Origin of the sequence: uncultured Thalassolituus sp., assembly GCF_950066645.1 — a bacterium.
Classification (GTDB): domain Bacteria; phylum Pseudomonadota; class Gammaproteobacteria; order Pseudomonadales; family Oceanobacteraceae; genus Thalassolituus.
Window position 1 is genome coordinate 170,734 of the sequence record NZ_CATMFB010000001.1, and the last position, 12,507, is coordinate 183,240.

Here is a 12,507-nt window from a genome sequence, read left to right on the forward strand (position 1 = left end):
CTAATGAACACCCGGATCGCTCGCTGCTCTATCGCGCTGCTTCTTGCTTTCGCCAGTACGCTGGCACTGGCACACGGCGTTGACGACAACACCCGCACCTTCTTACAGCAGAATACCGGTGTACAGTTCGTGCCGTTTCTGTACATCGGTGCCAAGCACATGATCACAGGGTACGATCACCTGCTGTTTCTGGTCGGGGTAATTTTCTTTCTCTATCGTAGTCGCGAAGTACTGCTGTACGTCAGCCTGTTTACGCTGGGGCACAGCATTACGCTGATGTCCGGGGTGTTGGCCAATATTCAGGTGAATGCCTATCTGATTGACGCCATTATCGGCTTGTCGGTGCTGTATAAAGGTTTTGATAACCTGGGTGGCTTCAAACGTCTGTTGGGTTTTCAGCCGGATACCCGTCTGGCGGTGCTGATTTTCGGCCTGTTTCATGGATTTGGTCTGGCGACGAAGCTGCAGGAATTCCATATTCCGGAAGATGGCCTGCTCACCAACCTGATCGCCTTTAATATCGGCGTCGAGCTGGGCCAGTTTGCGGCACTGGGGCTGATCCTGATCCTAATATCCGCGTGGCGGCACTCTGCGACGTTCAGCCGATTCGCCGTGCTGACAAACACGCTTTTAATGGCCAGCGGGGTGATGCTGACGGGGTATCAGCTCACGGGTTATTTTTCTTCCTGAGGACGCAACTATATGACAAGTCAAAGCTCTCAAAACCAGACGCCCGCTAAACAACTATGGCTGGCGACAGCCGCCGCCCTGGTAGCGGGTTTAGTCACATTGGTACTGGTGATTATGCCAGCCGAGTACAATATTGATCCGACAGGCGTCGGCGCAGCGCTGGGTTTAACCGCATTGTCGCCAGAAAAACTGGCTGAAGCTGAAGCGGATGCTGCAAAAGCATCATCTGCGGCAATGGACGGCATGGCGTCGGTGGTTTTACCGGCCGCCAGCGGTAAAGAATTTAAACTGGAAATGACCGCCGGTGAGCGGGTCGATTTCGAATGGATCACTGACGGCGAAGCCGTGTATGTAGACATGCATGGCGAACCATTTGATGATCCGACCGGCTATTTTAAAAGCTATGCTGTGACCACCACAAATGAAATGAAAGGGAGTTTCACCGCCGTCTTTGAAGGCACACATGGTTGGTATTTCCGGAACGACAGTAACGCTGAAGTCACAGTGCAGCTGTTTTATGAAGGCCAGTATAAAAATCCGAAAATGATGTAAATAACTTTAAAAATCAGGAGAACTCAGTATGAAATCATTGTTACTCACAGCGTCTTTGTTGATCGCCGCTTTTTCTGGTCAGGCATATGCTCATGGTGATCATGGAGCAGTAAGTGATCGTGGTGCTAAAAGTATTGCAGCGCGAGCGGTCCAGAAAATGACGGTACGGGACTTCGGCTATAAAGCCGGCCAGCTGGATGAAAGCTGGAAAGTCATTTCTCAGGATAAGGTAACAGTCAAAGAATCTGGCGCAGGATTTTATGTGATTGAAGTAGGTAACGCTGCCAGTGATGAGAAGGTTTACGTGAAAGTTCTTGAAAGTGGCGTTATTGAAGATGCCGCGAAGAATTATCCGTTCTGACCTGTTACATATAGCTGCCGCCTGATTCTGGCGGCAGCTATCTATAGAGCGCTACGTCACTTACAGCAATGTTTTGATAAGTAGCCCAGCGACGCCCGCACCGGCAATCACCTGAATGACGCCACGTTTAAAGCGGAACAGGGCAATGCCTGCTGCTGCAGCGATCGCTACAGACCACCAGTCAATCGCACCTCCCCAACCCTCTGGCATTACAACGTGGTAGCCAAAAAACAGCGCCAGATTGAGGATCACTCCAACCACTGCTGCAGTAATGCCAGTCAGAGCGGCGGTAAACTTCAGTTCGTTGTGGGTGCTTTCAACCAATGGGCCGCCTGCCAGAATAAACAGGAACGAGGGCAGGAAGGTAAACCAGGTAACTAGCACCGCAGCGGTTGCGCCTGCCAGAAATTGCTGTTCAGGGCCAAATACGGCATGCACATAGCCCCCGATAAAACCGACAAACGCCACCACCATAATCAATGGACCGGGAGTGGTTTCACCCAGAGCCAGGCCATCAATCATCTGTGTCGGTGTCAGCCAGGCGTAATGACCAACGGCACCCTGATAGACATAAGGAAGCACAGCATACGCACCACCAAAAGTGAGCAGGGCGGCTTTGGTGAAAAACCACGCCATCTGCGTCAGGGTGTGCTCCCAACTCAGTGTCAGCGTCAGAAAACTCATTGGCACGAGCCACAACAGCAGGCCAACCACAACAACCAGCAGCAGGCGCGGCCAGCGGAAGCTGGCATGATCAGGTGTTGGTGTGTGGTCGTCAATGATGGTACTGCCCGCTGAGGTTGAGCCCGAACTGTGTGCGGCTTTGACGCTGAAGGCATCCGGGCGGATGCGTCCACCGATATAACCAATCAGCGCGGCCGCGATGACAATCACCGGGAACGGAATCCCTGCAGCAAAAATAGCGACAAACGACGCCGCTGCGATGCCCCACAGCCAGTTGTTCTTCAGTGCTTTCGAACCAATACGATGGCAGGCCTGGACGACAATCGCCGCAACGGCAGGTTTAATACCGTAAAACAGGCCCGAGATCAGCGGTGTATCGCCATAGGCAATGTACACCCAGGACAGCACAATCAGTAACACCAGTGATGGCAGGACGAACAGGCCCCCGGCAATAATGCCACCCCAGGTGCGGTGCATCAGCCAGCCAATATAGGTAGCCAGCTGCTGGGCTTCAGGCCCAGGCAATACCATGCAGTAGTTAAGGGCATGGAGAAAGCGTCGCTCGGAAATCCAGCGTCGTTTTTCCACCAGCTCATGGTGCATGATGGCAATCTGGCCGGCGGGTCCGCCAAAACTGATAAAGCCGAGTTTCAGCCAGAACAGCAGCGCCTGAAAAAAGGGGATAGTTTGCACCGGCGCAGATGCGTCCGGACTCGTGCTTTGAGTGCTTGTGTTCAAGATAGTCTGCCCCGCCTGGGACTGGAGTCGAAAGAGTTAAAGGGCCGGTACCAGAACAGTACCGGCGCGTTATTATTACTCTACGGTTACTGACTTCGCAAGGTTACGCGGCTGGTCGACGTCGGTGCCTTTGATGAGAGCGACGTGGTAGCTCAGCAGCTGCAGTGGCAGTGTGTACAGAATCGGCGCCACGATACCGTCGCAGTGCGGGACTTCCATCACCTTCATATTGCTTTCCGGGCGGATCTTCGCCGCTTCATCAGCAAAGACGAACAGCTCGCCACCACGGGCACGCACTTCTTCGATGTTGGATTTCAGCTTTTCGACCAGATCGTTGTTGGGCGCGACGACGATAATGGGCATTTCTGAATCAATCAGCGCCAGCGGGCCGTGTTTCAGTTCACCAGCGGCGTATGCTTCGGCGTGAATGTAGGAGATCTCCTTCAGCTTCAGCGCGCCTTCCATCGCAATCGGGTACTGATCGCCACGGCCAAGGAACAGGGCATGATTCTTTTCTGCGAAGTGCTCGGCTAACGATTCGATAGCGCTGTTCATGGTCAGTGCTTTATCGATCAGGCCCGGCAGTTGAGTCAGGGCATCAGCGACCTTCTGCTCAGTATCCTTTGTCATTCCGCGGCCACGGCCAAGCGCGACGGTCAGCAATAACAGTGCGACCAGTTGAGTGGTAAAGGCTTTGGTCGAAGCCACACCAATTTCGGCACCGGCGCGGGTCAGCAGCGCCATGTCGGATTCGCGCACCAGCGATGAGCCGGGGACATTACAGATGGTCAGGCTGCGGGCAAAACCGAGTTCTTTGGCCAGACGCAGGGCCGCCAGGGTATCGGCGGTTTCGCCACTCTGGGAGATAGTAACCAGCAGACTATTCGGGCGAACGACAGATTTGCGGTAGCGGAATTCTGAGGCAATTTCGATGTTGCATGCGACTCCGGCCAGCTCTTCGATCCAGTAGCGGGCGGTCATACCTGCATGGTAAGAGGTGCCACAAGCAATAATCTGTACCTGATCAATGTCGGACAGGTCGCCGAGTGCTTCAAGGTTGAGGCGTCCGCCGATCAGGCGACCTTCCAGGGTGTTGGCAATGGCCTGCGGCTGCTCGTGTATTTCCTTCATCATGTAGTGACGGAAGGCGCCTTTGTCGCCGGCATCATGCTCGACGTCGGTCTCCGTCGCCGGACGTTCGGCGGGCTCGTTACCCGCGTCAAATACCCGGATGCTGGTGCGCGTGATTTCAGCGACATCGCCTTCCTCAAGGTAGGCAAATCTGCGTGTCACAGGGAGCAGAGCCAGTACGTCAGAGGCCACAAAGTTTTCGCCAATACCGCAACCTATCACCAGCGGGCTGCCTGAGCGCGCGACGATCATACGTTCGGGATCATTACGGTTGATGACTACCATACCGTAGGCGCCTTCGAGCTGCGTGCGGGCTGCCATTACGGCCTTCAGGAGATCATTATTGCCCTGGTCGCGCAGTTCACGCTCGACCAGATGAGCAATGACTTCGGTGTCAGTCTGTGAGGTAAAGGCATAGCCCTGTGCTTTCAGGCTGTCGCGGAGCGTTTCGTGGTTCTCGATAATACCGTTGTGAACCACGGCGATATCACCTGAGACATGAGGATGTGCGTTTGTTTCTGAGGGTTCACCATGCGTTGCCCAGCGGGTGTGCGCAATGCCGGTGCCACCGGGTACCTGAGAGTCAGCGACGGCGTCCGCCAATGACTTTACTTTCCCCAGACGGCGCAGGCGCTGCATCTGTCCGTCGTTTGCAATAACAGCGACACCAGCGGAGTCGTAGCCACGGTATTCAAGACGACGCAGACCTTCCAGCAGAATTTCTACGATATCACGCTGCGCTACTGCACCAACGATTCCACACATGACTAACGCTACCTCCAGAGTTCTGACCGCGCACTATATCTGATGCGCGATACTCTGGCAAAGTTGCAGGCGGGGTGGTCCGGGGCCGGCTGCGTCAGGCTTTTACGCAGCAGTTACGGCCAGATTCTTTCGCTTTGTAGAGGGCCTTGTCAGTCCGTTCAAATACGGTTTCAGGGGCTTCAAGTGTCCGGTATTCGCTGATCCCGAATGACATAGTGATGGTCACGCGCTCACCCCGGAAGTTAAATGGACAAGCCTGAACCCGTTCACGGAGTTTCTCTGCCACCATCAGCGCGTCGTCTGCGGTAGCGCCGGGCAACAATGCGACAAATTCCTCACCACCGTAACGTGCGATAAAGTCGCCGTTCCGCAGGTGTTTTCGCAATGTCGAGGCGAGCAGTTGCAGCACTTTGTCTCCCGCCAGATGCCCGTAGGTATCGTTGATCTTTTTAAAATGATCGACGTCACAGACAATGACGGAGAGCGAACCCCCGGTGCGGCTTTTCTTGAGTAGTTCTTCGTTCAGGCGAATGTCGTACGCAGCCCGGTTTGGCAGACCAGTCAGATGGTCCTGTGTGGCGCGGGTACGCTGGTCTTCGATGATCTGGCGTGCCTGTGACGCCTCGGCTTCCATTTCGTTGAGTCGTGCCTGCAGTACCTGAAGCTGTTCAGCGAGGCGCGCCTCGCGTTCATTCTCGACTTTCTGATACTGCTCCATGGCTTTAACGATCAGGGCGAGGTGGTCGCGGATGCTGGAGCCCAGCTCTCCTAAGTCGCCCAGCCCATTGACGACCGAACGGATGTCGGCAATCTGATCCCGCACCATATTTTCAAGATCGACACGGGCGCGTTCGCGATCGGATGCTCCGGTATTGGCATCGGCGACCAGCACCTGAATCGCCTGAAGGCGTTTATCCAGGCTGCTGAGAAAGCGCTCGAATTCTTCCTGTCCGCTGCCAAGGCAATCCAGAAGAAACTGAGAGGTATCCTCCAGCAGTGCCACAAATTCGTACCAGTGCACGCCGTTTGCGAGACGCTCCTGCAGAGTCTCCGCGGTAGATTCCATGCGCTCGGGGATCACCAGGCGGGAGATCAGTGCGCCAATGGTGTCAGCCACTTCTTTAGCGATGCGGGAAAAACCGGGCTCTGTTTCTTTGTCTCCGGCCTCTACCGGGTCCTGAGACGGGTTCTCAACGCGCTCCTGAACTGAACTCTGGGTTTCAGGCAGTTCAGGCGCATCGGGTAGCGTTTCAGTGCTCTGCTCACTACGGAACCAGCGCGACAACCAGCCACCGCTTTGTTTACTGTCCGCACCATCAAGGGCGGCGATATTGTTCAGTACACCGGCCCAGCCATTGAGTTGTGTGACATAACCGCCCCAGCTCTGGAGGTCTTTTGAGGCAGATTTCCGTAGTTCGCGGATCTGAGTGATCAGGTCTTTGGGTAATGGGCACTGACAGAGCTTTTCTGCCATGGCAACCAGATGGGTGACCAGCTCGCCAGACTGCTGATCGTAATGACCGTCGAACTTGCGGATCATGGCATCGAGCTGATTGATGGCGTTGCTGAAAGAGAGTGTCGTGCCCTTCATGGAGTCGCGCATACCACTGAGCGCTCCATCGAGGTCATCGGCCTGGCCTTCTGCCAGTAGCGATACCATTACGAGCCCGCGGCGTAACTGCTCATTGCGGTCACCGAGTGCTGTTTTCAGACTTTTGTGCTCTTCGTGCAGGGCGAGATATTTATCGCGCCACTGCTTTTCAGCAGAGGATGCAGCCTTGTCGGCCATACTAATCCCTCAGATTTCGTGGTGTTATTAAAGATCCTGTCAGTATAGGAAATATTTCTGATTCTGCTGTGGATCAGAGGCCGATTTCTGCCGCAACCGGGAGATGATCCGATTGGGGGTGGTCAATCACGGCAATGCGATGCAGATCTATGTTGTCGCTGACCAGAATATGATCGATACCACGGTTGGGCTGCCAGCTTGGATAGGTGGGTAATTCATCGGCAATCGGATGGAGATTCAGACGACGCAGACCGGACTGCTGCAGTAACCACTCACCTTCCTGGTTCAGGTCGCCCATAATCACCACTCGCTGTGTGCTTTCAAGGCAGTCGGCAAGATAGTCGAGCTGGGCAAACTGTGTGCGCCGACTTAATGCCAGGTGAGTCGCGACAATGACCAGCTGGTTATCTCCAGTGCCGAATCTGACAAGCATCATCCCCCGGCCCGGCAGGCCCGGTAGTGGATGTTTTTCGATCGAACTCGCCCGCGTGTGACACAAGAGGCCATTGCTGTGTCTTGCCAGCTTTCCGAGGTTGCGGTTGACCTGATGGTGCCAGTGATCAAAACCCGCCAGACGGGCGATCGTTTCTACCTGGTTTTCATGACCGCTGCGCCAGCTGCCGCCGTCGGCTTCCTGCAGCGCCACGATATCGAAAGGGCTGACCAGTTCAGCAATGGCTTCAAGAGAGGCTTCACGGGCGCGGAACGGCATCAGATGTTGCCAGCCGCGTAACAGATAATGGTGGTAGCCACCGGTGCGGATGCCGACCTGCATGTTGAAGGTCAGCAGTCGCAGGCGGTCAGGACTCCTGGGGATATCCGTGAACGCCTGCAGAGAAGTCAGGGACGTCATAGCCTCAGAGGCCGTTGCGTTCCTTGTTGATCAGGAAGTCAGCCACGTCGAGCATCTGCTGCTGTCCGCCGGCAGAGGTCGCGTCGACCACATATTTGCCATTCACGATCAGTGTCGGTACGCCGGTGATCTGGAACGCACGTACGCGCTTATCGCCACGGGTCATGCGGGATTTAACACCGAACGAGCTGTACGCCTTGTCGAACTCTTCGGCCGTTACGTCGGTGTTGTCGACAACAAACTGACGCTGGTCTTCAGGGCTGAGCAGACGCTGCTTCTGCAGGTGAATGGAGTTGAACACTTTGCTGTGCAGCTGATCAAGAACCTTCAGCTGATCCATGGTGTAGTACAACTGTGCGTGCAGAATCCAGTTACGGCTGAACATGGCTGGAACGCGCTGGAAATCAACATCAGCCGCCAGCTGATCTTTCCATGGCTCAATGATGGACTCCAGATGGAAGCAGTGAGAACAGCCGTACCAGAAGGCTTCTTCCACATGAACTTTGCCATCCATCAGGACCGGCACAGGCTCTTCAAGTACTTTGTAGTGCGTCCCGGCGATATAGTCCGCCGCCATTGATACCGAACTTGCGGCCATTAACGCAGCGGCAGCCATCCATTTCTTAAACTGAGAAAGCATCTGTTTTACCTTTCTTATCATTGCTATGCAGGAATTCTTACACAGAATCAGAGTAGCGAACCACCGCAGCAGTGCAAAGCTCTGTCAATCTGTGGCCTGCGGACATAAAAAAAGGTGGCCGTAGCCACCTTCTTTCAGAGTTACGATTAACGCAGGCCCTGAATATACGAAGACACCGCTTCGATTTCTTTTTCATGCAGACGGTACGCAATATCGCGCATCATCTTGCTGTCGCCGTCGTTGGTACGCTCGCCGTTGCTGAAGTGTTTCAGCTGAGCTGCAGTGTACGCATCGTGCTGGCCAGCAAGGCGTGGGAAGCCTGCAGCATCAACACCTGCACCGGATGGACCGTGACATGCCAGACATGCTGGCACGTTTTTACTGGCGATACCGCCGCGGTAGATGCTTTCACCCAGTTCAACCAGCTCTTCTTTTGCACCGCCCGCAGTCGGAGCCTGTGCGGCGAAGTAAGCGGCCAGGTCAGCGATGTCTTCATCGCTCAGACCAGTAACGAAAGGCATCATGCTGGCGACCTGACCAGAAGTACGGTTGCCATCGCGGATATCCTTGATCTGCTTGATCAGGTAACGCTCGCCCTGGCCCGCAATTTTCGGGAAGGTCGGAGCCATGCTGTTGCCGTCAGCGCCGTGACATGCTGCACAGGTGGCGGACTTGGCTTTACCAGCTTCTGCATCACCCGCGTGAGCAACGGTCACAAGGCCGGCAGAAAGAATCAGGCTAATCAACAGGTTTTTCATTATCAGATCCAGTATCGGTTATAAATTCACGGTTACTTCGGCGTTGCCATATAGGTAATCAACGCCTTGTACTGGTCGGCCGTACAGTCCATGCAAAGACCGCGCGGAGGCATAGCGTTCAGGCCGTTGGTTACGCTGGTGACCAGTGTATCCATGCCTTTGGCCAGACGAGGTTCCCAGGCTGCTTTATCGAAAGCCTTGGGGGCGCCAGCGACTGCCATCGTGTGACATGCTGAACAGGTCTGGTTAAATTTAGCCTCTACGTCGAACGCCTGTACATTAGTACTCATTACAGCGGCAACTGCCGCAAGAACAGCCAGTTTTTTCATAGTGTGAGTCTCTCTCATGGTTAAGCCTGTTGTTCCGGACAAGGGCCCCCTCATGACTCATCCCACTATGATAGAATGGGACCAGCGCTAACAAGGGCGATCATTATATACCATTATTTTCCGGACGGTCATTACCAATACCCTATGTCAGAACAGGATTCCTTGATCTATACCAACGCCGTCTTCGATAAGAGTGCGGCAAAACTGAGCCAATGCCCGACGGATATCATCCGTGAGGTCGCGTTTGCCGGGCGCTCGAACGCCGGCAAATCGAGTGCTCTTAACACACTGACCGGACAGAAAAAGCTGGCGAGAACCAGTAAAACGCCCGGCCGCACCCAGCTCATCAACTTTTTCCGCCTGGGTGAATCCAAGCTGGCACTGGTCGATCTGCCGGGATATGGCTTTGCAAAGGTCCCGGTCAAACTGAAAAACGAGTGGCAGAAAGAGCTTGAGACCTACCTTAACCGCCGTCAGGCACTGTGCGGGCTGGTGCTGTTGATGGATATCCGTCATCCGCTGAAAGAGTTCGATAACGCCATGCTCGACTGGGCTCTGGAAGCTGGCATGCCGATTCATCTGCTGTTAACCAAGTCAGATAAACTCAAGCGTGGACCTGCTCAGTCGACCTTGCTCAAGGTAAGGAAGGCGGTGAAAGACCTGGGTGGACTGGTCAGTGTGCAGACATTCTCGTCCCACAATGGCGAAGGCCTGCGGGAGCTGGAGAAACGCCTCAACAGTTGGTTGACGGCTCCACTGCTGGCGGAAGACACACCAGCGCCGGACGATCAGGTCTGATTACTGATCAGAAAAGAAAAAAGGAGGCGAATGCCTCCTTTTTTCTTGTTTTAGATTTCAGATCAGTCTTTGAAGATAAAGCGCTGAATGAAGTCCTGCTGATCTGCGCGGTCAGATGCCCGCATAAAGATCAGGTGAGCTGAAGCATCGGATGCAGCTTCGGCAAAAGCGCCGTCCCAGATCAGTGGTACAGTGCCCACGACTGGCTTGTAGTGGCGGATACCATAGCCTTCTTCATCAAAGTCAGCCTGCACACGAACGTTCGGCATATCAAACAGCGGCTCGCCAACAATCGGCAGATCAGCCAGATTAGCTGCGGCTACGCTGCTCGCGTTTGGAACGATCGTATCGCCAGCACCATTGGTCAGCATCAGAGGACGCGCTTCGCGGCCCAGCTCCGGGTGACGGAACATATCGATGTAGTTGATGGAGTCGCCATGATCGAGGGCCTGCTGGATGGCCCCACGCAGCATGATGGCTTCAGCGCCATTCGCTTCCGACGGTACCAGGTTAGAGAACATAGGTACCCACAGGATGGAGTTCGCCAGAATGCTGGTTACGCCAACGCCGGTCACGTGATAAACACCACCTTTGATGTCCGGGCTGATTGCACCATAGGTTGAACCAAGTACACCACCGAGTGATGTGCCCTGCATCATGACCTGTGTTGCGTCGATATCGCTGACACCGTCTGGCTTGTTGCCAGCCCAGCTGCGCCAGGATTTACGACCAACCACATCGATGTCAGCCAGAGTCGTCTGCAGAGCGCGATGCGCTGAAGCAAAGTCGATGGCGTTCTGGTTGATCATACCGACAGGCACGCCGAGTTTATCGGTGCTGACGTTAGAAAGAACGTAACCACCATCCGCTTCGGTACGGTCTCCGTGGTTAGGGAAGCCAATAGCATAAGTGGCGACACCGATTTCGGCGTTCATGCCAGATACGATGGTATCGGTTTCTTTATTGGCGCCCAGCCCGTGAGCGTACATAGCCACCGGCACTGAGCCCTCGCGTGCCGCGGCTGGCAATGTCAGGCGAAATTCCACCCACTGCTCCATTGGCTCAGCGCTGTAATCAACGTTGCTGGTGCCGTTATTTATACGGTAGTTATAGATAAGTACCTCGCCATCTACCCGGGCAGCGATATCACGGTCGGTGTAGTTGTATTTCACATCCAGGTTGCGAACCGGGTGCTCACGACTACGGACGTCATCAATGGCGGCCATGACAGGGCCCGTCACTTCATCACGATCACGTACTACAAAGCGGGTCGCATTGCGGACTGACAGCGGGTTTACACCGTTAGCCGTCAGCGTTGCGACCAGATCCTGAGTGTAAGCACGCTGATTGGCTGAACCAGAAAGTACTTTAGTAATCAGGCCGGCTTCAGGCGCTTCGAGGTCCAGATCGGTAGTGATGGCGACCAGAATCTCATGGCCGTATTCCCAGCGTGACTGAGGATATACCTCAACAACATGGGCTGTGCCGTTAACTTTACCCGACTGGGCATAGTCGCTGATCAGGGCACGGACAGAGATTCGCTCACCGCTTGTCAGGTCGATTGCTACAACAGCGTCACCACCATTTTCTGGCAGAGTGTCTGCGAGGGGCGCGCTGCCAAATTCAAACACGGCCGCGCTTGCCGCAGAAAAGCCGCTATCGCCATTGAACAGACCTTCCGGTGAAAAACCTTCATCAACAGGAAGCTGTGCAATGATCTCAGGGCGCACCATGGCGTTAGAGACCTGGATGGTTTTACCTGTCGGGCTCATAGCATCGTCCTGCATCCAGTAGGTCGACGGGAACGGCAGAGCACAGGTAGCTATAGAGGTTGGGTTACAGTTGTCATCGGCATAAGCCGAAGACGCGAATCCTGCTACGGCGACAGCGAGTGCTGCGCGCAGAGAGAGATTTGATTTCATTTTTTCGCACCGTATTTATTTTTATTCGGGGGTGTTCGGCGAGTTTCACACTTTTATTGCACGCCTGTCTGCGACTTAACAGGACAGCTTCAGGAGTAAATTGAGCATTCCAGTAATCTTCGTCCGTATTTGACCGGGGCGGCCATAAAGGACAGTGTTGGAGCGGGCTATATAGGATTTTGGAATGTCAGAATGCGCTTTTGATGCCAAATCCGTTTAAAAAAAATCCTGCAGCACAGGCAAAAGCTGATTCAGGGTCTATATTGAAAATATCCCAAGGGGTTGAACGTAATTGAGGTCGTACGACTCCTACGGTAGTTCTTTTTCCTTCGGTACTTCCCCCAAATGATCCGAAGTTGGCCCGACAGTTTCCCCCCAATGGCTGTCGGGCCTTTTTTTGTCTTTTCATCCCCTCTGCAGCAATTTGCGCCGATATGACACATTCGTATTGATTAAAACGTCATCAGACTTCAGCATGAATTGCTAAAAAACAGTGC

At 54.3% G+C, this 12,507-nt stretch carries 12 protein-coding genes; 4 read left to right on the forward strand and 8 right to left on the reverse strand.

From position 1 onward, the window contains the following. The first annotated feature begins 3 nt into the window (after nucleotides 1-3). From Q1L85_RS00745 to Q1L85_RS00755, 3 genes are read left to right on the forward strand one after another with little or no spacing between them, the layout of a single operon-like run. Nucleotides 4-690 (forward strand): HupE/UreJ family protein, encoded by a 687-nt coding sequence (locus tag Q1L85_RS00745; RefSeq protein ID WP_300432102.1) that lies wholly within the window; start codon nucleotides 4-6, stop codon nucleotides 688-690. A 12-nt stretch (nucleotides 691-702) separates the two neighbouring features. Continuing rightward, complete coding sequence (locus Q1L85_RS00750; RefSeq protein WP_300427048.1) at nucleotides 703-1,242, forward strand: hypothetical protein; 540 nt, start codon at nucleotides 703-705, stop codon at nucleotides 1,240-1,242. A gap of 28 nt (nucleotides 1,243-1,270) precedes the next feature. Further along, nucleotides 1,271-1,603, forward strand: a complete 333-nt coding sequence (locus Q1L85_RS00755; protein ID WP_300427049.1) for a DUF6488 family protein — start codon at nucleotides 1,271-1,273, stop codon at nucleotides 1,601-1,603. Between the two features lie 60 nt (nucleotides 1,604-1,663). Here Q1L85_RS00755 and chrA read toward each other — a convergent pair whose 3' ends face one another. The 7 genes from chrA to Q1L85_RS00790 all read right to left on the reverse strand — a co-directional run bounded on the left by chrA (nucleotide 1,664) and on the right by Q1L85_RS00790 (nucleotide 9,290). Continuing rightward, a complete protein-coding gene (gene chrA, locus Q1L85_RS00760) occupies nucleotides 1,664-3,028 on the reverse strand; it encodes a chromate efflux transporter (RefSeq protein ID WP_373914356.1) in 1,365 nt (454 codons plus the stop codon). A 72-nt stretch (nucleotides 3,029-3,100) separates the two neighbouring features. Further along, the gene (glmS, locus tag Q1L85_RS00765; RefSeq protein WP_300427051.1) at nucleotides 3,101-4,921 is read right to left on the reverse strand and encodes a glutamine--fructose-6-phosphate transaminase (isomerizing); all 1,821 of its coding nucleotides are present in this window, start codon (nucleotides 4,919-4,921) and stop codon (nucleotides 3,101-3,103) included. A gap of 94 nt (nucleotides 4,922-5,015) precedes the next feature. Then, nucleotides 5,016-6,710, reverse strand: a complete 1,695-nt coding sequence (locus tag Q1L85_RS00770; protein ID WP_300427052.1) for a GGDEF domain-containing protein — start codon at nucleotides 6,708-6,710, stop codon at nucleotides 5,016-5,018. Between the two features lie 73 nt (nucleotides 6,711-6,783). Beyond that, the gene (locus tag Q1L85_RS00775) at nucleotides 6,784-7,563 is read right to left on the reverse strand and encodes an endonuclease/exonuclease/phosphatase family protein (protein WP_300427053.1); all 780 of its coding nucleotides are present in this window, start codon (nucleotides 7,561-7,563) and stop codon (nucleotides 6,784-6,786) included. A 4-nt stretch (nucleotides 7,564-7,567) separates the two neighbouring features. Next, nucleotides 7,568-8,203, reverse strand: coding sequence for a thiol:disulfide interchange protein DsbA/DsbL (locus Q1L85_RS00780; protein ID WP_300427055.1), 636 nt, complete (start codon nucleotides 8,201-8,203; stop codon nucleotides 7,568-7,570). A 146-nt stretch (nucleotides 8,204-8,349) separates the two neighbouring features. Next, nucleotides 8,350-8,961: a cytochrome c gene (locus Q1L85_RS00785; protein ID WP_300431993.1), complete on the reverse strand. Its 612-nt coding sequence runs from the start codon at nucleotides 8,959-8,961 to the stop codon at nucleotides 8,350-8,352. Between the two features lie 32 nt (nucleotides 8,962-8,993). After that, entirely contained in the window at nucleotides 8,994-9,290 is a 297-nt protein-coding gene (locus tag Q1L85_RS00790; RefSeq protein ID WP_300427059.1) for a cytochrome c5 family protein, read from the reverse strand. A 144-nt stretch (nucleotides 9,291-9,434) separates the two neighbouring features. Between Q1L85_RS00790 and yihA the strand changes: the two genes are divergently transcribed. After that, nucleotides 9,435-10,088: a ribosome biogenesis GTP-binding protein YihA/YsxC gene (gene yihA / locus Q1L85_RS00795; protein ID WP_300427060.1), complete on the forward strand. Its 654-nt coding sequence runs from the start codon at nucleotides 9,435-9,437 to the stop codon at nucleotides 10,086-10,088. Between the two features lie 62 nt (nucleotides 10,089-10,150). Here the strand turns inward: yihA and Q1L85_RS00800 are convergent, their stop codons facing one another. Next, nucleotides 10,151-12,010 (reverse strand): hypothetical protein, encoded by a 1,860-nt coding sequence (locus Q1L85_RS00800; RefSeq protein WP_300427062.1) that lies wholly within the window; start codon nucleotides 12,008-12,010, stop codon nucleotides 10,151-10,153. Nucleotides 12,011-12,507: the final 497 nt, after the last annotated feature.